The following is a 22,613-nucleotide window of genomic DNA, read 5'->3' as shown; positions in this document are numbered from 1 at the left end:
GTCCCCCGCGTCCTCACACCGGTACGTGCACCGTTTCCACCCGCGACGCGACAACGCGCTCGCGTTCGCGCTGCCGGGCGCGGCCGCGCAGGCGCAGGATCTGCGAGAGGCCGAGCGCCTGGAGGACGAACACCGAGGAGAAGGCGGCCCGGTAGTCCTCGCCGGTGGCGTCGAGCAGGATGCCCACCGCCAGCAGGGTGGTGATCGAGGCCGTGAAACCGCCCATGTTGACGATGCCGGAGGCGGTGCCCTGGCGTTCGGGCGGGTTGGCGGGCCGGGCGAAGTCGAAGCCGATCATCGAGGCCGGTCCGCAGGCGCCCAGCACCGTGCACAGCGTCACCAGCAGCCACAGGGGTGCATGCCCCGGCCAGGCCAGAACGGCCGCCCACAGCACGGCCGTTGCGGCGACCGTGCCGAGGGCGAGCGGCAGCCGGGCCGCATGGTGGCGGCCGATGACCTGCCCGTAGACGAGGCCGACGGCCATGTTCACCAGCACCACCAGCGTCAGCAGCATCCCGGCCGTGCCGCGCGAGAGCCCCTCGGCCTCCACCAGGAACGGCAGCCCCCAGAGCAGCAGGAACACCATCGCCGGGAACTGCGTGGTGAAGTGCACCCACAGGCCCAGCCGGGTCCCGGGCTCGCGCCAGGCCAGTGCGATCTGCCGGCGCACGGATCCCTTGCCCGCCTGCGGGCCGGCCGGCGGCTCGTGGCCCTCGGGATGGTCCTGGAGGAACAGCAGCATCAGCACGAGGACGAGCACGCCCGCGGCCGCGCTGCCGCCGAAGGTCGTGGTCCAGCCCGCGCTGTGCAGCAGCCGTGCGAGGACGACGGTCGAGACGAGGTTGCCCGCCATCCCGAACAGCGCGGCGACCTGCGCGATCATCGGCCCGTGCCGGGCGGGGAACCAGCGTGCGCCCAGCCGCAGCACGCTGATGAACGTCATCGCGTCGCCGCAGCCGAGCAGCGCCCGGCAGGCCAGGGCGGTGGCGTACGAGTGCGAGAGCGCGAAGCCGAACTGGCCTGCGGTGAACAGGACGACGCCGATGCCCAGCACCTTCTTGGTGCCCAGCCGGTCGACCAGCACGCCGACGGGGATCTGCATGCCCGCGTAGACGAGCAGCTGGAGGATCGAGAAGGTGGACAGCGCGGAGGAGTTGATGTGGAAGCGGGCGGCCGCGTCGATGCCGGCGACGCCCAGGCTCGTGCGGAAGATGATGGCGACGAAGTAGACCGCGACGCCGATGCCCCAGACCGCCAGCGCCCGGCGACCGCCCGGAGGGTCGCCGGGCAGGGATATGGAGCCGGTGCCGCCGCCCGCCGCGGTGCCGGTGCTCATCGGGCTTCTCCGCGGGCGAGGTTGCCCACCCAGCCGACGTGCCGGTCGACGACGCGGATCGCGGCCTCGGCGTCGCCGGAGCGCAGCGCGTCGAGGATCTCGGTGTGCTCGGCGATGTTCTTGGCGATGCGGTCGGGGTGGGCGTGCATCACGGCCTCGCCCATCCGCAGCTGGCGGTCGCGGAGCTGTTCGTACAGGCCCGACAGGATCCGGTTGCCCGCGCTGCGCACGATCTCGGCATGGAAGGCGCGGTCGCTGACGGAGACGGCGGCCAGGTCGCCCGCGGCGGCCTGGGCGCGCATGTCGTCGATGAGCTCCTCCAGGCGGGCGATGAGCGCCGGCGCGGCGGGGACGGCCTTGCCGGCCGCGTGCTTCTCGACGAGCAGCCGGGTCTCCACCACATCCGCGATCTCCTGTGCGGACACGGCCAGCACGAGCGCTCCCTTCTTCGGGTAGAGCTTGAGCAGCCCCTCGGCCTCCAGCCGCAGCAGCGCCTCGCGCACGGGCGTCCTCGACACCCCCACGGCCTCGGCCAGGTCGCCTTCGGTGAGCAGGGTGCCGCCCTCGTAGCGGCGGTGCAGGACGGCGTCCTTGACGTGTGTGTAGACGCGTTCGGCGGCGGGGGGACGTCTGACGGCGGGGGCGGTGGTGGATGGCATGCGCACAGGATAGATACAACAGGGATGCGTGGTCAGAGCGCGTCCGGGATGTGAGCAGCGCTCAGGAGTGCGCTGCGCGCCTTTACACCCCCGCCCAGCCCTCCAGCGGCGTGATGAACACGAACCGCAGATCAGGACGCTGTATCGGCAGCAGCACATGCGACGTCACCCGCACCTCCGCCCCGCCGTGGTACGGCAGGCGCAGCCGGAAGACGTGGCCGTCCCGGTGCTCGACGACGTCGTACTCCTCGGCCCAGATGCGCCGGCAGTCCGCGTCGGCGGCGAGGATCTCCCGGACGAGGCCGTGCAGTTCGGTGTTGCCGGGATTGCTGTTGGAGGCGACGCGGAGCATGGCGAGATAGATGCGCGCGCAGCTGTCCTCCCAGTCGAGCATCTGCTCCCGAGCCTCGGGGTCCAGCAGTGCCCAGCGCATCAGATTCGCCTTGGGCCGCAGCACCCATGGGAACCAGGCGCCCATGAGGGAGTTGGCCGCGACGATGTTCCAGGCGTCGTCGGACAGATAGGCCGGATAGGAGACCTGCTGTTCCAGCAGCGCTTTGACGCCGGGCGGCAGATCCCGGCGGCAGCGGCCGAATTCGGGAGGGCGGCGGCCGGTGACGGCCACGAACAGCGTCAGCGTTTCGGCATCGCTCAGCCGCAGCGCCTCGGCGACGCGCAGCAGAAAGCTTTCCGAGAAGTCCTGGCGCCGGCCGGCCTCCAGTGCCCGGTACCAGCCCTCGCTCACGCCCGTCATGCGGGCGACGTGTTTCTGCGACAGCCGTCGCCCCGGCCTGGGGAAGACTCCGCGCAGCTCGGGCAGGTTCCGGGCGTCGACGCGGGCCCGCCAGGCGCGGAGCAGACGGCTGATGGATTCCCCGCCGTCACGGTCCACCGCGGGCTCCAAAGCGGCCTCCAATTCCGACACTGCAAGTGTCGGTCATCCTTGGGTAATTTGCCCGCACGGGCTATTCCCGCATCTGACCAGTGTGGATTGTCCGTAGGCCGCTCTGCATACGGACGAGGGGCCCGGATGCCGCACTCTCTCCTCACTGGAGGGGGGTGAGGAGAGAGTATCCGGGCCCCTTGTCCTGTGCCGTCAGCCCCAGGTCATGAGGCGCTTGGGCTGTTCCAGGACCGCCGCGATGTCGGCGAGGACCTTGGAGCCGAGCTCGCCGTCGACGAGGCGGTGGTCGAAGGACAGCGCCAGGGTGGTGACGTGGCGGGGCTTGATCTTGCCCTTGTGGACCCACGGCTGGAGCCTGATCGCGCCGAGGGCGAGGATCGCGGACTCGCCGGGGTTGAGGATGGGCGTGCCGGTGTCGACGCCGAAGACGCCGACGTTGGTGATCGTGACGGTGCCGCCCTGCATGTCCGCCGGGCTGGTCCTCCCCTCGCGGGCGGTGGTCACCAGGTCGGCCAGGGCCTTCGACAGCTCGGGGAGCGTCTTGGCCTGGGCGTCCTTGATGTTGGGCACGATCAGCCCGCGCGGGGTCGCGGCAGCGATGCCGAGGTTCACATAGTCCTTGCGGACGATCTCCTGGTTCGCCTCGTCCCAGGCGGCGTTGACGTCCGGGTTGCGCCTGATCGCCACGAGCAGGGCCTTGGCGACCAGCAGCAGCGGGTTGACGCGCAGGCCGGCCATGTCGGGGTCGGTCTTGAGCTCCTGGACGAGCTTCATGGTGCGGGTGACGTCGACGGTGACGAACTCCGTGACGTGCGGGGCGGTGAACGCGGAGGCCACCATGGCCTGCGCGGTCGCCTTGCGGACGCCCTTGACGGGGATCCGGGTCTCGCGTGCCGCGGACACGGTTGCCTCGGCGGGGGCCTCCACGGCCGGGGCCGGGGCGGGCCGGGCGGCGGCGTGCACGTCCTCGCGGGTGACGATCCCGTCGGGCCCGGTCGGGACGACCGTCGCCAGGTCGATGCCGAGGTCCTTGGCGAGCTTGCGCACCGGCGGCTTGGCCAGCGGCCGCGCGGCGACCGGGGTCGCCGCCGGTGCGGTCGTCTCCGGCGCAACCGGTGCCCCGCGCCCGTTCAGCTCGGACTGCACGGCGGCGAGGGCCGACGCCGCGGGCCCGCCGGACGTCTTGCGCGCGCGGCGCTTGGTCGAGGAGGGCGCGGCACCGTAGCCGACGAGCACGGCCTGCCTGCCGGCCGGCTCCGGCTCCTCCGCGGCCGGAGCGGCGGCCGGGGCAGCAGCCTGCGCGGGAGCCTCGGCGGGCCCCGCCTGGGGGTCGGTGTCGACGGAGATGATCACCTTGCCGACGTCGACCGTCGTGCCCTCGGGGAAGCGCAGTTCGTGGACCACGCCGTCGAAGGGGATGGGCAGTTCGACGGCCGCCTTGGCCGTCTCGACCTCGCACACCACGTCACCGTCGGAGACCGTGTCCCCCACGTTCACGTACCACTTGAGGATCTCGGCCTCGGTGAGCCCCTCGCCCACGTCCGGCATCTTGAACTCGCGGAAACGCTGATTGCTGGCAGTCATCGTCACGACTCTCCTCGGCCCTAGTACGCCAGTGCGCGGTCGACGGCGTCGAGCACCCGGTCCAGTCCGGGCAGGTACTCGTCCTCCAGCCGCGACGGCGGATACGGCGCGTGGTAGCCGCCGACCCGCAGGACGGGGGCCTCCAGGTGGTAGAAGCAGCGCTCGGTGATCCGGGCGGCGATCTCCGCGCCGGAACCGAAGAACACCGGCGCCTCGTGGACCACGACCAGGCGGCGCGTGCGCTCCACGGACGCCTGGATGCCGTCGAAGTCGACCGGCGAGATCGACCGCAGGTCCAGCACCTCCAGGGACTTGCCCTCCTCCTCGGCCGCCGCGGCGGCCTCCAGGCAGGTCTTGACCATCGGCCCGTACGCGGCCAGGGTCAGGTCCGTGCCGGAGCGCACGGTGCGTGCGGCGTGCAGGGGGCCGGGGATGGCCTCCGTGTCGACCTCGGCGCGGTCGTGGTAGCGCCGCTTGGGCTCGAAGTAGATGACCGGGTCGTCGCTCTGGATGGCCTGCTGCATCATCCAGTACGCGTCCGCCGCGTTCGACGGCGACACGATCTTCAGACCCGCCACATGCGCGAACAGCGCCTCCGGCGACTCGCTGTGGTGCTCCACCGCACCGATCGCACCGCCGTAGGGAATGCGGATGACGACGGGCAGCTTGATCTTGCCGAGTGCACGGGCGTGCATCTTCGCCAGCTGCGTGACGATCTGGTCGTACGCCGGGAAGACGAAACCGTCGAACTGGATCTCCACGACCGGGCGGTAGCCCCGCAGCGCCAGACCGATCGCCGTGCCGACGATGCCGGACTCCGCGAGCGGGGTGTCGATCACCCGATCCTCGCCGAAGTCCTTCTGCAGACCGTCGGTCACGCGGAAGACGCCGCCGAGCTTGCCGACGTCCTCGCCCATGACGACGACCTTCGGGTCGGTCTCCAGGGCCGTGCGCAGGGAGGCGTTGATCGCCTTGGCGATCGAGAGCTTGTCGATGCTCATGGTCAGTTGCTCTCCTCTGCGAACTGCGCCTGGTACGCGACGAACTGGGCGCGCTCCTCGTCCACCAGGGCGTGTCCGTCGGCGTAGATGTTCTCGAAGATCGCCATGTCGTCGGGGTCCGGCATGGTGCGCACGGTGTCCCGCACCCGCTTGGCGAGGGCGTCGCTCTCGGTCTCCAGCTCCGCGAAGAACGCCTCGTCGGCGTGGCCTTCGCTCTCCAGGTACCTCCGCAGCCGCAGGATCGGGTCCTTGGCCTCCCACTGCTCGCGCTCGGCGTCGCGCCGGTAGCGGGTGGGGTCGTCGGAGGTGGTGTGGGCGCCCATGCGGTAGGTGAACGCCTCGATGAGCATGGGGCCTTCGCCGGTGCGGGCGCGCTCCAGCGCCGCCTTGGTCACGGCGAGCACGGCCAGCACGTCGTTGCCGTCCACGCGCACGCCGGGGAAGCCGTAGCCCTGGGCACGCTGGTAGAGCGGCACGCGGGTCTGCTTCTCGGTGGGCTCGGAGATGGCCCACTGGTTGTTCTGGCAGAAGAACACCACCGGCGCGTTGTAGACGGCCGCGAAGGTGAACGCCTCGGCCACGTCGCCCTGCGAGGAGGCGCCGTCGCCGAAGTACGCGATGACGGCCGAGTCCGCGCCGTCCTTCGCCACGCCCATCGCATAACCGGTCGCGTGCAGCGCCTGCGAGCCGATGACGATCGTGTAGAGGTGGAAGTTGTTCTCGTTGGGGTCCCAGCCGCCGTTGTTCACGCCGCGGAACATGCCCAGGAGGTTGGTCGGGTCGACCCCGCGGCACCAGGCGACGCCGTGCTCGCGGTAGGTCGGGAAGACGTAGTCGTCGTCGCGGGTCGCGCGGCCGGAGCCGATCTGGGCGGCCTCCTGGCCCAGCAGCGAGGCCCACAGGCCGAGTTCGCCCTGCCGCTGCAGGGTGGTCGCCTCGGCGTCGAACCGGCGGGTCAGCACCATGTCCCGGTACAGACCACGCAGTTCCGCGGGCGACAGGTCGATGGAGTAGGCCGGGTGCTCGACCCGTACGCCCTCCGGCGTCAGCAACTGGACGAGCTCCGGCTCCTGCCCGGCCCCGTCGGCCGGCTTCTTGCCCCCGGCTCGCTTGCTGCTGCTGCGTCGCGGCTTGCGCGCGGCAGTGCTGTCCACGGTCACGTGTGCTCCTCCGTCTGTCCGGCCCCCGGGGTCGCCGGCGGCCAGAGGGAAGTCCCCCCGCCGTGAGACAGGGGGAGGCTCGCCCGGCCGCCCGGGGCACACGGGGTGGGTGTGCCGAGGCCGGAACCGGGCGTGACAGGCGCCCCGGCGAATGGCCTGCAATAAGCACGTTACCCAGCGGACCGCATTCCTGCGAAACCCCTCTTGACCTGCGATTTTGCTTGGATTTCCAAGTAAATCGAGAAAGCGGGGCGCATCCCCTGGTCACAGCCTTGTGCAGTGCCGGAACGGGGGCACGTTATCCCGGAGGACAAGAGCAGGGGAAGAGTCGATGTGTGAGACTGTCTTCGTGCGCGAAGAAGGAAAAATCACGGTATTTCTGCTGGACGACCATGAAGTCGTCCGTCGCGGCGTCCATGAGCTCCTCTCCGTCGAGGACGACATCGAGATCGTGGGCGAGGCCGGCACCGCCGCGGATGCACTGGTGCGCATTCCCGCCACCCGGCCGGACGTCGCCGTACTGGACGTGCGCCTTCCGGATGGCAGCGGAGTCGAAGTATGCCGTGAGATCCGCTCCCGCGATGACAGCATCAAATGCCTGATGCTCACCTCGTACGCGGACGACGAGGCCCTCTTCGACGCGATCGTCGCCGGTGCCGCGGGCTATGTCCTCAAGGCCATTCGCGGCAATGAACTGCTCTCGGCCGTGCGGGACGTGGCGGCCGGGAAATCCCTGCTCGACCCGGTGGCGACGGCCCGGGTGCTGGAACGGCTGCGCGACGGCAAGGACCCCAAGGGGGACGGCCGGCTGGACTCGCTGACCGATCAGGAACGCCGCATTCTGGATCTCATCGGCGAGGGCCTGACCAATCGCGCGATCGGCGAACGGCTGCACCTCGCCGAGAAGACGATCAAAAACTACGTCTCCAGCCTGCTGTCCAAGCTGGGCATGGAGCGGCGTTCCCAGGCGGCGGCCTACGTGGCCCGGCTGCAGGCCGGAAAGGGCTGAACGCCGGATCAGGGACCAAAGGCCCTGTGCCGGAGGGGACTGGCGCCCCTATGGCGCCGCGGGACCGACCGGCAGAGTGGTGACCATGTCCTCCGTGCCCCCAGGCGCCCACCGCGCGCACGACGGCGACGCCTTCCGGGCGCTCGAACTGCTCGGCCGCACCCCCTACGGCCGGGTGTCCGTCACCCTGCGCGCACTGCCGTTCGTCACCGTCGCCCGGCACGTCGTCGACGGCGGCCGGGTGCTGCTGCGGCTGCACGAGGGCTTCGGGTACGCGCAGGCCTGCGACGGCAGCGTCGTCGCCTACTCCGCCGACAACATCGGCGACCGCGAGGACGGCGAAGAGACCGTCTGGACCGTGCAGTTCGTCGGCACGGCACGGCGCTGCGTGCCGGAACCGGCGGAGCTCGAACTCTTCGGCCCCGCACCCCGGTTCGCGGACGACGTGCCCTTCGCGCCTGAATACCTGTGCATAGAACCCCAGTTCATCACCCTGCACCATCTCGAAGGCGTACCTGTGCGACGACCTGCGCACTCAGCGTGATCTAACATTTGGGGCGTGCCGCGCTCACTTGTCACCCCTGCCCCACCCGACGGCGGCACCCTGCGCACCCTGCTGCGCCGCTACGGCGACGCCGGCGAGCCCGTCTCCTGCGAGACCCTCACCGAGGGGCTCCTCAACCGCGGCTACCGCCTCTCCACCACCCGCGGCCGCTTCTTCCTCAAGCACCACCTGGACGGCGACGAGGCCGCCATCGCGCACCAGCACGAGGTGACCCGCCGGCTGGGCGCCCTCGGCCTGCCCGTCGTCCCGCCCGTCGCCGACTCCGAGGGCTCCACCGTGACCGTCCTCGGCGGCCGCTGCTACGCCCTGCACCCCTGGATCGACGGGCGGCACCGCGACGGCGGCGAACTCACCACGGGCCAGTCCGACCGGCTCGGCGCGCTGCTCGGCCATGTGCACACATGCCTGGAAGAGGTCATGGAGGGCCCTGGGCGGGCCTGTACGGCCGCTGGAGAGGCTCCGGACGCCGCAGCCGATCCCGAGACCACCTACGCCCTCATCGAGGATCTCCTGGCCCTTGTGCGCCGCCGGGCCCGGGACGCCTTCGACGAACTGGCCGAACACCGGCTCGTCGAGCGCCGCGGCCTGCTGGAGCAGCACGCCCACCGGCGCCCCGGCGCGGCCGCCGTCCCGGCCCGCGGCTGGGTGCACGGCGACTTCCACCCGCTGAACCTGCTCTACCGGGGCGCCGAGCCCGCCGCGATCGTCGACTGGGACCGGCTGGGCGTCCAGCCGCGCGCCGAGGAGGCGGTCCGGGCCGCCGTGATCTTCTTCGTGCGCCCGGACGGCACGCTGGACCTCGCGAAGGTGCGGCCGTACGCACGCGCCTACCGCCGGGCCACCGGCGCGGACGCGGCCGAACTCGCCGCGGCCGTGCACCGGGTGTGGTGGGAGCGCCTGAACGACTTCTGGATGCTGCGCTGGCGCTACCAGCTGGGCGACCGCCGCGCCGACCCCGGTTTCCCGGCGTCGGCGGCGCTGGCGGTGTGGTGGACCAGCTCGTACGAGGCGGTCGGCGCGGCTTTCACCGACTGACGCCCGGGGTTCAGTGCCCGGTGGTGCCCTGGACGGTGCCGGCGGTGTCGCCGGTGCCGTGGCTCGGCTGGGGCTGCGTCGTCGGGTTCTTGTCGTCGCCCGACGGGTTGGGCGAGGGCTTCCCGCTCGGCACGTCCGGGTTCGACGGGTTGGCCGACGGGTCCGTGGTCGGGTACTTCGAACGGTGCCGGGTCGGCTCGGTCGTCGGCTCGTCGTCGGTCGAGTCGCCCCAGTCACTGTTGTCGCTGCCCGTGTGACCGTTGCGGTTGGGGCTGGGGCTGAGGCGCTTCTCGGGGGAGTTGCTCGGCTCGGCGCTCGGCGAGTTGGACTGGGAGATCTTGGTGTCCGTATTGCCGGTCTGGTTGTTGTTGCTGCTGCCCAGCTGCTTGTACGCGTAGAAGCCGCCCAGCGCCACGATGATCAGGATCACCGCGACGATCAGCGCCGTCTTCCCCTTGCCGCCGCCGGAACCGCCGCCGTAGCCGCCCTGCCCGCCGCCCCCGTAGCCGTCGAAGCCGCCGCTGTCGCCGGGGCGCCGCGGCAGGATCGGCTGCTGCGAGGTGTTGCCGTGCTGCGCATGCGGCATGGCCGTGGTGGCCCCCATGCCCATGCCGCCGATGGCCTGGGTGGCCGCGGTCGCGTGGTCGACGGGACCGGTGTTCCAGACGCCCGTGTGGGCGCCCGCGTCCTGCAGCATCTGCAGCGCGTACTGGACCAGCCCGCGCATCTCCTCGGCGCTCTGGAACCGGTCGTCCGGGTCCTTGGCGAGGGAGCGCATGACGAGGCCGTCGAGCTCCGGCGGCACGCTGCCGAGCACCTGCGACGGCGGGACGGGGTTGTCCTGGACGTGCTGGTAGACGACCGAGAGCGGGGTCTCGCCGGTGAACGGCGGGCGCAGCGCCAGCAGTTCGTAGAGCAGGCAGCCGGTGGCGTAGAGGTCCGAGCGGGCGTCGACGGTCTTGCCGAGGGCCTGCTCGGGCGAGAGGTACTGCGGGGTGCCCATGACCATGCCGGTCTGGGTCATGGTGGACGCCGCACCGTGCAGGGCGCGGGCGATGCCGAAGTCCATGACCTTGACCGCGCCGTTGTTCGTGATGATCACGTTGGCGGGCTTGATGTCGCGGTGCACGATGCCGTGCTGGTGGCTGTAGGCCAGCGCCTCCAGCACCCCGGAGACGATGATCAGGGCCTGCTCGGGCGGCGGCGCCTCGGCGTTGAGCAACAGGTCGCGGATGGTGCGGCCTTCGACCAGCTCCATGACGATGTACGGCACGACGTTGCGGCCGACGGTGTCCTCGCCGGAGTCGTAGACGGCGACCACGGCGTGGTGGTTCAGACCGGCGACCGACTGTGCCTCGCGGGTGAAGCGGGCCTTGGAGACCGGGTCCTCGGCGAGGTCGGCGCGGAGCAGCTTCACCGCGACCGTGCGGCCGAGACGGACGTCCTCGGCGGCGAAGACCTCGGCCATGCCACCGCGGCCGAGCCGGTGGGTCAGGCGGTAGCGGCCGTCGCCGACCAGCCCGCCATTGCCCCACATTTCCGGCACATCGGGCATTCCGCCCCCGTTGGCGTCAGGGTCGCCCGGACCCTGGGCGCTCTGCGTCTGTGCCATCAGTCCTCGCCGTCGTGTCTGGCCGCTCGCGTGGGGGCGATGCGCGGGGCAATACGGTCTTCCGCCAGCCCACGCTACAGGTTCCGCAGCGTGCACCGGTCCGGGATGGACCGGCCATCAAACCCGTACCGTCCCTAACAAGGCAAATCCCGTGACGGCTTGTCGCGCATCCGGTCACGGAACGGGCACGCGGCTTGACGTGCCCGCGCCCTGGGGCAGACTTGGCCGGGATACGTCGAAGAACAGCCGGATCGCCGCGGTGAACCGGCTCCGTACGCCACCGTCACCGGTCACAGACAGTGCACAGTGCGCCGAGGGGGAAGCAACACCATGAGCCAGGACGGCGCACACGGCCGGTACGCGGGACGCACGGTCGGCGGTGGCCGCTACCAGCTCCGCGACCTGCTCGGCGAGGGCGGCATGGCCTCCGTGCACCTCGCCCACGACAGTGTGCTCGACCGGCACGTGGCCATCAAGACCCTGCACACCGAGCTGGGCCGCGAGGCCTCCTTCCGCGAGCGCTTCCGCCGCGAGGCGCAGGCCGTGGCCAAGCTCACGCACACCAACATCGTCTCGGTCTTCGACACCGGCGAGGACGAGATCGACGGTTCGACGATGCCGTACATCGTCATGGAGTACATCGAGGGCAAGCCGCTGCGCTCGGTGCTCGACGCCGATGTCGCCCAGTACGGTGCGATGCCCACCGACAAGGCGCTCAAGATCACGGCGGATGTGCTGGCGGCGCTCGAGGTCAGCCACGAGATGGGCCTGGTCCACCGGGACATCAAGCCGGGCAACGTGATGATGACCAAGCGCAATGTGGTCAAGGTCATGGACTTCGGCATCGCCCGCGCCATGCAGTCCGGCGTGACGTCGATGACCCAGACCGGCATGGTCGTCGGCACCCCGCAGTACCTCTCGCCCGAGCAGGCGCTGGGCCGCGGTGTGGACGCCCGCAGCGACCTGTACTCGGTCGGCATCATGCTCTTCGAGCTGCTGACCGGCCGGCTGCCCTTCGACGCGGACTCTCCGCTGGCCATCGCCTACGCGCATGTCCAGGAGGAGCCGGTCGCGCCCTCCACGATCAACCGGTCGATCCCGCCGGCCGTCGACGCGCTGGTGCTGCGCGCGCTGAAGAAGAACCCGAACGAGCGCTTCCCCAGCGCCGAGGCCATGCGCGACGAGTGCGCCCGGGTGGCCGGTGCGGCGCAGGCGACCGGCTCGCCGATCATCATCGCGGGCGGCCCGCCGGCCCGCAGCGGTGCGGGGGTCGGCTCCGCCGTCTTCCCGCCCGTGGACAGCCAGATGCCGGCGCCCGGTCCGCAGGCCGTCCAGACGCCGTACCAGCCGCAGCAGGCCGTCCAGAACCCGTACGGCGGCTATGGCCCGTCGACTCCGCCGCCGACCGTCCAGGGGGGCTACCAGCCCCAGGCGCCCGCGTACCAGACGCCGCCGCCCGCCCCGGCTCCGGCGCCCGCCGCCAAGAGCAACAAGCCCGTGCTCATCGGCTCGGCCGTGGTCGCGGTCCTGGCGGTCATCGGCGTGATCGCCGCCATCGCCCTCAACGGCGAGGACAACAACAAGACCGACCAGGCAGGCGGCGACAAGTCCTCCAACGCACCGGTCGCACCCGGCGGAGCGGGCGGCCAGGGCAGCACCTCCGGCGGCAGCGGTGGCGGCAGCGGTGGCGGCACGGGGCAGGCCAAGCACAAGGACGGCGACAAGTCGAAGACCATCGACAAGGAGAAGTGCACGCAGGCCTACGACGCCTACAACGACAAGACGAAGAAGACCGCTCCGGACTTCAAGTACTTGTACATCGACTCCGTGAAGGAGTGCCTGCAGGCCGCCGGTTGGAAGTACCGCGTGGACCCGGTCAACGAGAACACCTGGGGCAAGGGCACCGTGATGACCCAGTCGCCCGAGGCGGGCGACCCGTTCGACCCGAAGAGCGCGCAGTTCGTGCTGACGGTGTCGACCGGCGACTCGGCGTCGTAAGTACCCGATGGAAGAGGGGCCCTTGCCGGTTCGGCAAGGGCCCCTCTTCCATTCGCCTACAGGTACGGGCCCGAGCGGGCGCCGCCGTGCTGCTGGCCGTCGTGCTCGTCCTCGGCGAGGACACCGGGGGGCAGGGCGCGCCGCATCTGCTCCAGCTGGGCGCGGGCCGCCATCTGCTGGGCGAACAGCGTCGTCTGGATGCCGTGGAAGAGGCCTTCCAGCCAGCCGACCAACTGGGCCTGTGCGATGCGCAGTTCGGCCTCGGTCGGAATCGTCTCGTCCGTGAACGGCAGCGACAGCCGCTCCAGCTCCTCGACGAGCTCGGGGGCGAGGCCGTCCTCGAGCTCCTTGACGGAGCTGTGGTGGATCTCCTTGAGCCGGGCGCGGCTCGCCTCGTCGAGAGGCGCGGCGCGCACTTCCTCCAGCAGTTGCTTGATCATGCTGCCGATGCGCATGACCTTGGCGGGCTGCTCGACCATCTCCGTCACCGGGACCTCGCGCGATTCGTCATCGCCCTCCCCGCCGCCGGGGCTGGCGCTGCCGAGAGCCATGCCGTCCGGGCCTACGACCAGAACGTGCGGGCTCTCCTGCGACCGTTCATTCCTCGGCATATCCATGCCGCCATTCTCTCGCACAGGTGATTTCCCCCTGGTGATGCCCCCGTACACGCCTGATCCACCGCTTCCTCGCGCGGGGCGTGCGCTCCCCTGCTCCTGCCTCCCGCTGCCTCCCGCCGCCTCCTACTGCCTCCGCAGCCGCCAGGCGATGAATCCCAGCCCCAGGCCGGTCAGTGCCATGCCGGTGCCCAGCGGCAGCACGCGTATCACCCGCTCCGCGGGCTCCGGCCGCTCCGCAGCCGCGGGTCCCGGGCCGTGCGAGGCCCCGCGCACGGGGCCGGGCTCCTCGCGCACGGGCGGCACGATCGGCGCCGCGTGCGAGGGCCGCGGGACGGGGCGGCGCGGTTCGGCCGTGTCGGCGCGCCCGGGGTGCGGGCGGCCCTCACCGGCCATGGTCCCGGCGAGCCGCCTGCCGGGGACGGGCGGCGACGGGAAGACGGTCGTGGTGGACGGCACCGTGGGCGACGGCGTCGGCGACGGTGCGGACAGGGCCTCCGACACCGGTACCACCGGTATGAGCACCCCCGGCACCACCATGGCCAGCCCGGCCAGGGCCCCGGCAATCCACACGGCCGCCACCGCCCTTCGCAGGAGTCACATCACCCCCACCCTCACACCCCTGCCCGGCCGCGGCGCACCGGTGGCCGTCCGGTCGGGTGACGCGGCCGTGCCGCTCATGTCGTGAGCAGCACCTTGCCGACGTGCGCGCTCTCCTCCAGCACCCGGTGCGCGGCAGCGGCGTCCCGCATGGGAATCGTCCGGTCGACGACCGCCCGCACCCGCCCGCCGGCGATCAGCGGCCACACGTGCTCCCGCACGGCCGCCACGATGGCCGCCTTCTCCGCGAGCGGCCGCCCGCGCAGCGAGGTCGCCGTGACGGCCGCCCGCTTCGCCAGCAGCTTGCCCAGATCGATCTCGGCCTTGCGGCCGCCCTGCAGACCGATGATGGCGAGCCGGCCGTTGACCGCCAGGGCGTCGATGTTCCGCTGCAGGTACTTCGCCCCGACGATGTCCAGGATGACGTCGGCGCCGACTCCGCCGGTCACCTTGTGCAGTTCCTCGACGAAGTCCTGTTCGCGGTAGTCGATGAGGATGTCGGCACCCAGCTCGCGGCAGCGCTCCAGCTTGTCCTGGCCTCCCGCGGTCACCGCGACGCGCGCCCCGACCGCTTTGGCCAACTGGACGGCCATGGTGCCGATTCCGCTGCCGCCGCCGTGCGCGAGGAACGTCTCACCGGGGCGGAGGTGCGCCACCATGAAAACGTTTGACCACACAGTGGCCGTCACTTCGGGCAGAGCGGCCGCCGTGACGATGTCCATGCCGTCCGGTACGGGGAGCAACTGACCGACCGGCACGCAGACTTTCTCCGCGTAGCCGCCGCCGGCCAGCAGCGCGCACACCTCGTCACCGACCGCCCAGCCGCTCACTCCGGGACCGAGCGCGGCGATCCGACCGGAGCATTCGAGACCGGGGTAGGGGGACGCACCGGGCGGTGGGTCGTAGAAGCCCTGCCGCTGCAGCAGATCGGCACGGTTGACGGCACTGGCGACGACCTCGACCAGTACCTCGCCCGCGCCGGGCACGGGGTCGGGGACCTCCGCCCACACGAGGGCCTCGGGTCCGCCGGGAACGGGAATGGTGATCGCATGCATGAGCGCGAGGCTACTCACGGGTGACGCTCCTCGCTGCGCAAGGCGATAGGAGATCATGGGCTGCGTGCGAAATGTGACGAATGCAGCCTTGAGGCCGACAGATGACGGTTGACCGCCCGGAATCCCCCGGTCCGCGGGGCAACAGGGCACTCATCCGGTCCCTGCTCCGCCGGGGCCGCCCCGACGCCGAGGACATCGAGGCCGGCCGGACCATCGTGCTGCCCGTCCAGGGTGCCGCCTCGCCCCTGCGCCAGGTCGCCCGGCGGCTGCTCATGGCGCTGCTCGTCATGGCCGCCACGGTCTTCATCGTCTACGCCGACCGGAACGGCTACCACGACAACGCGGGCGGCGAGGTGGGTTTCCTCGGCGCCCTCTATTACTCCACCGTCACCCTGTCCACCACCGGTTACGGCGACATCGTCCCGTACAGCGACAGCGCCCGCCTGAGCAACGTGCTGCTGGTGACGCCGCTCCGCGTGCTGTTCCTGATCATCCTGGTCGGCACCACGCTCGAAGTGCTCACCGAACGGACACGGCAGCAAGTACGCGTTCACCGCTGGAGGTCGCGGATGCGAGACCACACCGTCGTCGTGGGATACGGCACCAAGGGCCGTCACACCATCGACACCCTGATCGGGCAGGGCAAGCCCAAGGACAAGATCGTCGTCGTGGACCCGCAGAAGAAGGCGGTGGACGCCGCCGCGAGCGACGGTCTCGTGGGCGTCCTCGGCGACGGCACCAGGTCCGAGACCCTGCTGCGCGCCGAGCTGCAGCGGGCCACGCATGTCGTGATCTCCACGGAACGGGACGACACGGCCGCCCTGGTGACGCTCACGGCCCGCCAGCTCAACAAGCACGCCACGATCGTCGTCGCCGTGCGGGAGGACGAGAACGTCCCGCTGCTGCGGCAGAGCGGCGCCAACACGGTTGTCACCAGCTCCAGTTCGGCCGGGCGGCTGCTCGGTATGTCCATGCTGAGCCCGAACGTCGGCAACGTCCTGGAGGACCTGCTGACGTACGGCCACGGCCTGGACGTCGTCGAACGCCCGGTGACGAAGAGCGAGGCGGGCCGCAGCCCCCGGGACTGCGCCGACCTGGTGGTGGCGGTGATCCGGGGGCACCGGCTGCTGCCGTACACGGATCCTGAGGCGGCATCCCTCCACTTGGCGGATCGCGTGGTCACGATCAGGCAGAACTCGCCCGTCACGGGCGCCCCGTAAGGGGCGCGGGGAACTGCGCGACCAGCCACCGACGGCCTGCAGCCGACGCACTACCCCAGGGGTCCGGGGCGAAGCCCCTGGGCGCCTCGACTGCGGGCGCGTCGTGGTTGCTCGCGCAGTTCCCCGCATCCCTTACGGGGCGCCGCCCGACGCGCCGTCCGCCCAAGGCAAACCCAGCAGTTCCACCGTCGCGCCGCGAGGCGCACCGCCCGGCGGGACCACCGCCAGCGCGTCCGCGGCCGCCAGGCCGCGCAGCATCGCCGGACCGTGGAAGCGCAGCGGACGCGCGCGGCCCTCGCCGCGGTCGGCGACCGGTACGAGCCGGGTGTCCGACGGCCGCCCGGCCACGGCCTCCGTGAGCACGGCCCGGCGCGGCCTGCGCGCGCCGCGCCCCGCGAGGGTGCCGAGCAGCGGCTCGGCGAGCGTCAACAGCCCCGCGACGGCGGCCAGCGGATTGCCGGGGAGCCCGACCACGTGCTTCCCGGGCCCGTAGCGGGCCAGCAGCATGGGGTGGCCCGGGCGCACGGCGACGCCGTCGACCAGCCACTCGGCACCGAGCTCGCACAGCGTGGGGTGGACGTGGTCGACGGGCCCGGCGGCCGTGCCCCCGGTGGTGAGCACCAGGTCGGCATCGGACGCATTGAGCGCCGCGCGCAGCGCCGCCGCATCGTCGCCGAGGAACCGCGTCGCCGTCACCTCGGCCCCCAGGGCCCGCAGCCAGGGCCCGAGCATCGGGCCGAGCGCGTCGCGGATGCGGCCCTCGTCCGGCAGGCCTTCGCGCAGCAGTTCGTCGCCGAGGACGAGCACCTCGACGCGCGGACGCGGGGCGACGGTCAGCTCGTCGTAGCCGGTCGCCGCGGCGAGGCCGAGCACGGCGGGGCCGACGAGGGTGCCGGCGGGCACGAGGGCGTCTCCGGTGCGGCACTCCTGGCCGCGCGGACGGATGTCGGCGCCCTGGGTGATGTGCCGGGTGGCGTGCAGCAGTTCGCCCGCGTCCCGCACGATGCCGTACTCGCTGCGCAGGACGGCCGTCGCCCCGGCCGGCACGCGTGCGCCGGTGGCGATCGGGACGGCATGGCCGTCGCGGAGCACGTCGGTCCCGGCGTGCCCGGCGAGGATGCCGTCCCCGTCGGCGGGGAGCCGCCAGGGGCCGGGCCCGGCGACGGCCCAGCCGTCCATGGCCGAGGTGTCGAAGGACGGCAGGTCGGTCAGGGCGGTGAGCGGTGCGGCCAGCGTGTGGCCGAGGGCATCGCCGAGGGGGCGCGGGCAGGGCTGCAGAGGTGCGGTGGCCAGGGCGGCCGTCCGGCGGGCCGCCTGCCAGGGGGTGCCGTGGCCGGGGGACGGCTCGGTGCCGTCGCCCGTCCGCTCCGCCGTGCCGCCCGTCGCGTCGTAGTAGCGGACGCCCGCGAACGGCACGTCCAGCGGCGGCTCTTCGCGCCCGGGGGCCGCGGGGGCGTCCTCGAAGGGGTCCTCGTCGAACGGGAAGTCGAAGGGGAGGGGGCCGCCCGGCCCGCGGCTCTCCCGCTGCGGCTCGGGGTCAGGATCCGGCTCCGCCGCCGCGGCCCGGGTGTCCGCGAAGAGCGCCAGGGCCTCGTCCGTGGCGCGGTCGAGCGAGGCGTCCGCCTCCCGCCGGCCGGTCATGACGACCCGTCGGGCTTCTGCGGCTCCGCCGCACCGCCCTCCTCGGCCCAGCGCGCGGCGAGCGCCGTGGCCTTGCGGGCGGCCTCGGCGAGCTCCTCCGGGCCGCCGCCGCGGAGCGCCGCGGCATAGCCGACGAGGAAGGTCGTCAGGGGCGCGGCCGGACGGGCCACGCCGTGCGCGGCGTCGCGCGCGAGGTCGAGCAGGCCTGCCGTGTCGACATCGATCTCGATGCCGAGTTCGGCCTTGACCGCGGAGATCCATTCATCCAGCACGCTCCCATCGTCCCTGATCCGGGCGCGGGCCGTGCCGATGTCCTCCCAGGTGTCGCAGTCGAAGGACGCGGTGGGGTGGTGCAGCCGGGTCAGCGAAAGCTCCGCGGTGAGGAGCCGCAGGGGCAGGCCGGAGAGCGTGCCGTGCTCGGCGGCGAGGAGCCCGAGTTCCCGCCGGAGCGCCTCGGTGCGGTAGGCGGCGACGAGGGGCTGTTCCCGGCCGCCGGGATCCGTGAGGACGGCGCCCTCGGCCGTGCCGGCGTGCTCGCCGAGGGCGCCGAGCAGCGCCCGTACGGCCTGTTCGTCGAGGAACGGCAGGTCGGCGGAGAGCAGGAGGACCGTCGCCGCGGAGACCTGGCGCAGCCCGGCGTTCAGGGCGGCGAGCGGGCCGCCTCCGGGCGGCTGTTCACGGGCCCAGAGCACGGGCCGCACCGTCGCCCTGCGCGGTCCCACGACGACCGTGCGGGCGGCACCGCCGCAGGCGCTCAGCACCCGGTCGAGCAACGGCCGCCCGCCCACCCGCACGGCGGGCTTGTCCGCTCCGCCGAGCCTGCGGGCCGCACCGCCGGCCAGGACCACTGCGTCGTACACCGGATCGTTGGTCACCCGACGAGTGTGCCGCCTCCGGGGAGTGCGGGGTTCCGCCGGGTCAGAGCGAGCGCAGGAGCACCGCCGGCTGTTCGACGCAGTCGGCCACGTACCGCAGGAAGCCGCCCGCCGTACCGCCGTCGCACACCCGGTGGTCGAACGTGAACGACAGCTGCACCACGTGCCGCACGGCGAGTTCGCCCTCGTGCACCCAGGGCTTGGGCGCTATCCGGCCGACGCCGAGCATGGCCGCCTCGGGGTGGTTGATGATCGGCGTGGAGCCGTCCACCCCGAACACCCCGTAGTTGTTGAGGGTGAACGTGCCGCCCGTCAGCTCCGCGGGGCTGAGCTTGCCCGCCCGCGCGGCCTCGGTGAGGCGGGCCATCTCCACCGACAGCTCGACCGCGTTGCGCGCGTGGGCGTCCTTGACGACGGGGACGACCAGCCCGCGGTCGGTCTGCGCGGCGAACCCCAGGTGCACTCCGGGCAGCCGGACGATCTCGTGCGCCTCGGTGTCGACGGTCGCGTTGAGCTCGGGGTACTTGGCGAGCGCGGCCGTGCAGATGCGGGCCAGCAGGGCGAGCAGCGACACCTTCGCGCCGCCGGAGACGTTCATGGCCTTCCGGGCGGTCAGCAGTTCCGTGGCGTCCGCGTCGACCCAGCAGGTGGCGTCCGGGATCTCCCGGCGGCTGCGGCTGAGCTTCTCGGCGGCCGCGCCGCGCATGCCGCGCAGCGGCACGCGCAGCCCGTCGGTCTTGCGGCGGCCGGACGTACGGGCCGTGCGGACGGCCGGGGACGCCGCGCCGCGCGGCACGGCTGCCGCGGCGGCATGGGAGGCCTGAGCCGCATGTGCCGCCTGTGCTGCCTGCTCCACGTCCGCCCGGATGATCAGCCCCTCCGGGCCCGTCCCCCGGATCCGCCGCAGGTCCAGCCCGCGTTCGCGTGCGAGCCGGCGGACGAGCGGCGATATGACGGCGACGGAGGCCGGAGCCCCGGACACGCCGTCCGGGCCGGCGGTCTCTGCGGCGCCGCGGTCGCCCGGCCGCACCCTGCGGCGGCGGGCCGCGGGCGCCTGGGTACCGTAACCGACCAGCACGTTGCCCGAGCCCCGGGAAGCGTCCGGGCCGTCCGGACCCTTGCCGCCCGGCTCCGGCTCCCCCACGGCCACCGTCAACAGCGGTGCGCCCACCGGCAGTTCCGTGCCCTCCTCGCCGAAGCGCGCCGTGACGACGCCTCCGTAGGGGCACGGCACCTCGACCATCGCCTTGGCCGTCTCGACCTCGACCACCGGCTGGTCGACGGAGACCACGTCCCCCACCGCGACCAGCCAGCGCACGACCTGTGCCTCGGTGAGCCCCTCGCCCAGGTCCGGCAGGGTGAATTCCTTGACGACGGCCATCACCGCACACCGCCCTCGGACGTCCACTCGGACTCCCACTGCAGGCGCGCCACCGCGTCCAGCACCCGGTCCACACCGGGCAGTTGGTGCTTCTCCAGCATCGGCGGCGGATACGGGATGTCGAAGCCCGCGACGCGCAGCACGGGCGCCTCCAGGTGGTGGAAGCAGCGCTCGGTGATCCGGGCGGCGATCTCCCCTCCGGGACCGCCGAATCCGGTCGATTCGTGGACGACGACGGCCCGCCCGGTGCGCCGCACGGACGCGCAGACCGTCTCCTCGTCGAAGGGCACCAGCGACCTCAGGTCGATCACTTCCAGGTCCCACCCCTCGGCACCGGCGGCCTCGGCGGCCTCCATGCAGACGGGCACGGACGGCCCGTAGGTGATCAGCGTCGCGGAGGTGCCCTGCCTGCGGACGACGGCCCGCCCGATGCCGGGCACCTGCTCGGGCCGTTCGGGGTCCCAGCCGTCCTTGGACCAGTACAGGCGCTTGGGCTCCAGGAAGATGACCGGGTCGTCGGAGGCGATGGCGGCGCGCAGCAGGCCGTACGCGTCCGCGACGGTGGCCGGGGCGACCACGTGCAGGCCGGGGGTGGCCAGGTAGTACGCCTCGGAGGAGTCGCTGTGGTGCTCGACGCCGCCGATGCCCCCGCCGTAGGGCACCCGCACGGTGATGGGCATCGGCAGCGCGCCGCGGGTGCGGTTGCGCATCCGTGAGACGTGGCTGACGAGTTGCTCGAAGGCCGGGTAGGCGAAGGCGTCGAACTGCATCTCGACGACCGGCCGCAGCCCGTACATCGCCATGCCCACGGCCGCCCCGAGGATGCCCGCCTCGGCCAGCGGGGTGTCGGTGCAGCGGTCCTCGCCGAACTCCTTGGCCAGCCCGTCGGTGACCCGGAAGACGCCGCCCAGGGTGCCGACGTCCTCGCCGAGCACATGGACGGACGGATCCTCGGCCATGGCGTCGCGCAGCGCCCTCCCGAGCGCCTGCGCCAGCGCCGTGGCCCTGTGTACCGTCCCGACAGCAGCGGTGGTCATCGCCGCCTTCCTTCCTGGGGGCCGTCGTCCTCCCGGCAGGCCGGGGAGGGTTCCCCGGCAGCGGCCAGCTCGGCCCGCAATTGTGCTGCCTGCTCGCGCAGTTGGGCAGTCTGTTCGGCGTAAACGTGGGTGAAGAGTTCCATGGGGTCGAGCACGGGATCCCGGTTCATCCGCTCGCGCAGATCCGCGGCCATGCGCTCGGCCGCCTCCCGCGCTTCCCGTATGCCCGCCTCGTCGAGCAGCCCGCGACCGGTCAGCTCCCGTTCCAGCAGGGCGATCGGATCGTGCGCGCGCCAGGCCTCGACCTCGGCGTCGCTGCGGTAGCGGGTGGCGTCGTCGGCGTTGGTGTGGGCGTCCATCCGGTAGGTGACGGCCTCGACCAGGGTGGGGCCGCCGCCGTTCCGCGCGTGCCGTACGGCCTCGGTCAGCACCTGGTGGACGGCGGCCACGTCGTTCCCGTCGACCAGCCGGCCGGGCATGCCGTATCCGACGGCCTTGTGGGCGAGGGACGGCGCGGCGGTCTGCTTGGCCAGCGGGACGGAGATGGCGAAGCCGTTGTTCTGGACGAGGAAGACGACCGGGGCGCGCCAGACGGCGGCGAAGTTGAGCGCCTCGTGGAAATCGCCCTCGCTGGTGCCGCCGTCCCCGACGAGGGCGAGGGCGACGACGTCGTCCCCCTTCAGCCGCGCGGCGTGCGCGAGGCCGACGGCGTGCGGGAGTTGGGTGGCGAGCGGTGTGCACAGCGGGGCGACGCGGTGTTCGTGCGGGTCGTAGCCGGTGTGCCAGTCGCCGCGCAGCAGGGTCAGGGCGTCGACCGGGTCCAGGCCGCGGGCGACGGCGGCGAGCGTGTCGCGGTAACTGGGGAAGAGCCAGTCCTGCGGCTCCAGGGCGAGCGCGGCGGCGACCTGGCACGCCTCCTGTCCCGTGGAGGCGGGGTAGACGGCGAGCCTGCCCTGCCGGGTCAGCGCGGTGGCCTGGGCGTTGTACCGCCGGCCGCGCACGAGCTCGCCGTACATCCGGCCGAGCAGCACGGGGTCGAGCCCGCCCGCCGCCGGGGTGCCCAGCACCCGGAGGGGCTCCGCCTCGGGCAGCAGCGGTGCCGGATCGGTACGGGGCTGCCAGGCGGGCGGCGGGGCGGGGCGGTACGAGCCGGGCTGCTCCAGAACCGTCATGACGAGCACCTCCTCATGGGACGAGCGTGACCGGAAAGCGTCCTGCGCTCTCCCTACCGATTGTTCGGTCGTCGGCGCATTTTGGCTACAGGCGGCCCGAGCCTGTGGACAAACGGTTCTCCACAGCCTGAGATATGCACAGGGCGTCCATGAAG

The 22,613-nt window shown here is 72.3% G+C and carries 20 protein-coding genes; 5 read left to right on the top strand and 15 right to left on the bottom strand.

From position 1 onward, the window contains the following. Positions 1-13: 13 nt before the first annotated feature. From HG542_RS04170 to pdhA (HG542_RS04145), 6 genes are all read right to left on the bottom strand, one after another. Positions 14-1,336 (bottom strand): MFS transporter, encoded by a 1,323-nt coding sequence (locus HG542_RS04170; protein WP_171078632.1) that lies wholly within the window; start codon positions 1,334-1,336, stop codon positions 14-16. Next, positions 1,333-1,995 (bottom strand): GntR family transcriptional regulator, encoded by a 663-nt coding sequence (locus tag HG542_RS04165; RefSeq protein ID WP_171078631.1) that lies wholly within the window; start codon positions 1,993-1,995, stop codon positions 1,333-1,335. The genes HG542_RS04170 and HG542_RS04165 overlap by 4 nt, the downstream gene beginning before the upstream one ends. Positions 1,996-2,077: 82 nt before the next feature. Beyond that, positions 2,078-2,920 carry a helix-turn-helix transcriptional regulator gene (locus HG542_RS04160; RefSeq protein WP_171078630.1) on the bottom strand — a complete coding sequence of 281 codons (843 nt, stop codon included), beginning with the start codon at positions 2,918-2,920 and terminating at the stop codon, positions 2,078-2,080. A 171-nt stretch (positions 2,921-3,091) separates the two neighbouring features. Continuing rightward, positions 3,092-4,483: a dihydrolipoamide acetyltransferase family protein gene (locus HG542_RS04155; RefSeq protein WP_171078629.1), complete on the bottom strand. Its 1,392-nt coding sequence runs from the start codon at positions 4,481-4,483 to the stop codon at positions 3,092-3,094. Positions 4,484-4,503: 20 nt separating this feature from the next. Continuing rightward, on the bottom strand, positions 4,504-5,484 hold the full coding sequence (locus HG542_RS04150; RefSeq protein WP_171078628.1) for an alpha-ketoacid dehydrogenase subunit beta: 981 nt from the start codon (positions 5,482-5,484) through the stop codon (positions 4,504-4,506). Positions 5,485-5,486: 2 nt separating this feature from the next. Then, entirely contained in the window at positions 5,487-6,644 is a 1,158-nt protein-coding gene (gene pdhA, locus HG542_RS04145; RefSeq protein ID WP_171078627.1) for a pyruvate dehydrogenase (acetyl-transferring) E1 component subunit alpha, read from the bottom strand. A gap of 349 nt (positions 6,645-6,993) precedes the next feature. Here pdhA (HG542_RS04145) and HG542_RS04140 point away from each other — a divergent pair, with 349 nt between their 5' ends. The 3 genes from HG542_RS04140 to HG542_RS04130 all read left to right on the top strand — a co-directional run bounded on the left by HG542_RS04140 (position 6,994) and on the right by HG542_RS04130 (position 9,253). Continuing rightward, positions 6,994-7,653, top strand: coding sequence for a response regulator (locus tag HG542_RS04140; RefSeq protein WP_308110139.1), 660 nt, complete (start codon positions 6,994-6,996; stop codon positions 7,651-7,653). Positions 7,654-7,738: 85 nt separating this feature from the next. Further along, positions 7,739-8,197, top strand: coding sequence for a pyridoxamine 5'-phosphate oxidase family protein (locus tag HG542_RS04135; protein ID WP_171078625.1), 459 nt, complete (start codon positions 7,739-7,741; stop codon positions 8,195-8,197). A gap of 15 nt (positions 8,198-8,212) precedes the next feature. Beyond that, complete coding sequence (locus tag HG542_RS04130) at positions 8,213-9,253, top strand: phosphotransferase (protein ID WP_171078624.1); 1,041 nt, start codon at positions 8,213-8,215, stop codon at positions 9,251-9,253. A 10-nt stretch (positions 9,254-9,263) separates the two neighbouring features. On the opposite strand, the gene HG542_RS04125 is transcribed toward HG542_RS04130, so the two are convergent. Continuing rightward, on the bottom strand, positions 9,264-10,865 hold the full coding sequence (locus HG542_RS04125; RefSeq protein WP_171078623.1) for a protein kinase domain-containing protein: 1,602 nt from the start codon (positions 10,863-10,865) through the stop codon (positions 9,264-9,266). A 330-nt stretch (positions 10,866-11,195) separates the two neighbouring features. Between HG542_RS04125 and HG542_RS04120 the strand changes: the two genes are divergently transcribed. Next, positions 11,196-12,863 carry a protein kinase domain-containing protein gene (locus HG542_RS04120; protein ID WP_171078622.1) on the top strand — a complete coding sequence of 556 codons (1,668 nt, stop codon included), beginning with the start codon at positions 11,196-11,198 and terminating at the stop codon, positions 12,861-12,863. A gap of 56 nt (positions 12,864-12,919) precedes the next feature. On the opposite strand, the gene HG542_RS04115 is transcribed toward HG542_RS04120, so the two are convergent. From HG542_RS04115 to HG542_RS04105, 3 genes are all read right to left on the bottom strand, one after another. Beyond that, positions 12,920-13,480 carry a bacterial proteasome activator family protein gene (locus tag HG542_RS04115; RefSeq protein ID WP_171078621.1) on the bottom strand — a complete coding sequence of 187 codons (561 nt, stop codon included), beginning with the start codon at positions 13,478-13,480 and terminating at the stop codon, positions 12,920-12,922. A 123-nt stretch (positions 13,481-13,603) separates the two neighbouring features. Continuing rightward, positions 13,604-14,050 (bottom strand): hypothetical protein, encoded by a 447-nt coding sequence (locus HG542_RS04110; protein ID WP_171078620.1) that lies wholly within the window; start codon positions 14,048-14,050, stop codon positions 13,604-13,606. A gap of 104 nt (positions 14,051-14,154) precedes the next feature. After that, positions 14,155-15,132 (bottom strand): NAD(P)H-quinone oxidoreductase, encoded by a 978-nt coding sequence (locus HG542_RS04105; protein ID WP_171078721.1) that lies wholly within the window; start codon positions 15,130-15,132, stop codon positions 14,155-14,157. 101 nt (positions 15,133-15,233) lie between these two features. Between HG542_RS04105 and HG542_RS04100 the strand changes: the two genes are divergently transcribed. Beyond that, positions 15,234-16,352: a potassium channel family protein gene (locus HG542_RS04100; protein WP_171078619.1), complete on the top strand. Its 1,119-nt coding sequence runs from the start codon at positions 15,234-15,236 to the stop codon at positions 16,350-16,352. A 132-nt stretch (positions 16,353-16,484) separates the two neighbouring features. Here the strand turns inward: HG542_RS04100 and HG542_RS04095 are convergent, their stop codons facing one another. Genes HG542_RS04095 through pdhA (HG542_RS04075) form a run of 5 tightly spaced genes read right to left on the bottom strand, consistent with a single transcriptional unit; the run spans position 16,485 to position 22,458 of the window. Then, positions 16,485-17,993, bottom strand: coding sequence for a molybdopterin molybdotransferase MoeA (locus HG542_RS04095; protein ID WP_171078618.1), 1,509 nt, complete (start codon positions 17,991-17,993; stop codon positions 16,485-16,487). Beyond that, positions 17,990-18,868, bottom strand: a complete 879-nt coding sequence (locus HG542_RS04090; RefSeq protein ID WP_229922648.1) for an NTP transferase domain-containing protein — start codon at positions 18,866-18,868, stop codon at positions 17,990-17,992. The genes HG542_RS04095 and HG542_RS04090 overlap by 4 nt, the downstream gene beginning before the upstream one ends. Positions 18,869-18,911: 43 nt before the next feature. Next, entirely contained in the window at positions 18,912-20,249 is a 1,338-nt protein-coding gene (locus HG542_RS04085) for a dihydrolipoamide acetyltransferase family protein (protein ID WP_171078617.1), read from the bottom strand. Continuing rightward, positions 20,249-21,286, bottom strand: coding sequence for an alpha-ketoacid dehydrogenase subunit beta (locus HG542_RS04080; protein WP_171078616.1), 1,038 nt, complete (start codon positions 21,284-21,286; stop codon positions 20,249-20,251). The genes HG542_RS04085 and HG542_RS04080 overlap by 1 nt, the downstream gene beginning before the upstream one ends. Beyond that, the gene (gene pdhA / locus HG542_RS04075) at positions 21,283-22,458 is read right to left on the bottom strand and encodes a pyruvate dehydrogenase (acetyl-transferring) E1 component subunit alpha (protein WP_171078615.1); all 1,176 of its coding nucleotides are present in this window, start codon (positions 22,456-22,458) and stop codon (positions 21,283-21,285) included. Before pdhA (HG542_RS04075) ends, HG542_RS04080 begins: the two co-directional genes overlap by 4 nt. Positions 22,459-22,613 lie beyond the last annotated feature (155 nt).

The organism is Streptomyces morookaense (assembly GCF_013030945.1).
In the GTDB taxonomy this organism is placed as follows: Bacteria; Actinomycetota; Actinomycetes; order Streptomycetales; family Streptomycetaceae; genus Streptomyces; species Streptomyces morookaensis.
This window is presented reverse-complemented; position numbering and strand designations above follow the sequence as displayed.

Coding starts and splice junctions, on each gene's coding strand:
- HG542_RS04095 (WP_171078618.1), bottom strand. CDS start 17,993: ATGACCGGCCGGCGGGAGGCGGACGCCTCGCTCGACCGCGCCACGGAC.
- HG542_RS04105 (WP_171078721.1), bottom strand. CDS start 15,132: ATGCATGCGATCACCATTCCCGTTCCCGGCGGACCCGAGGCCCTCGTG.
- HG542_RS04135 (WP_171078625.1), top strand. CDS start 7,739: ATGTCCTCCGTGCCCCCAGGCGCCCACCGCGCGCACGACGGCGACGCC.
- HG542_RS04150 (WP_171078628.1), bottom strand. CDS start 5,484: ATGAGCATCGACAAGCTCTCGATCGCCAAGGCGATCAACGCCTCCCTG.
- HG542_RS04080 (WP_171078616.1), bottom strand. CDS start 21,286: ATGACCACCGCTGCTGTCGGGACGGTACACAGGGCCACGGCGCTGGCG.
- HG542_RS04085 (WP_171078617.1), bottom strand. CDS start 20,249: ATGGCCGTCGTCAAGGAATTCACCCTGCCGGACCTGGGCGAGGGGCTC.
- HG542_RS04100 (WP_171078619.1), top strand. CDS start 15,234: ATGACGGTTGACCGCCCGGAATCCCCCGGTCCGCGGGGCAACAGGGCA.
- HG542_RS04115 (WP_171078621.1), bottom strand. CDS start 13,480: ATGGATATGCCGAGGAATGAACGGTCGCAGGAGAGCCCGCACGTTCTG.
- HG542_RS04120 (WP_171078622.1), top strand. CDS start 11,196: ATGAGCCAGGACGGCGCACACGGCCGGTACGCGGGACGCACGGTCGGC.
- pdhA (WP_171078615.1), bottom strand. CDS start 22,458: ATGACGGTTCTGGAGCAGCCCGGCTCGTACCGCCCCGCCCCGCCGCCC.
- HG542_RS04170 (WP_171078632.1), bottom strand. CDS start 1,336: ATGAGCACCGGCACCGCGGCGGGCGGCGGCACCGGCTCCATATCCCTG.
- HG542_RS04165 (WP_171078631.1), bottom strand. CDS start 1,995: ATGCCATCCACCACCGCCCCCGCCGTCAGACGTCCCCCCGCCGCCGAA.
- HG542_RS04125 (WP_171078623.1), bottom strand. CDS start 10,865: ATGGCACAGACGCAGAGCGCCCAGGGTCCGGGCGACCCTGACGCCAAC.
- HG542_RS04155 (WP_171078629.1), bottom strand. CDS start 4,483: ATGACTGCCAGCAATCAGCGTTTCCGCGAGTTCAAGATGCCGGACGTG.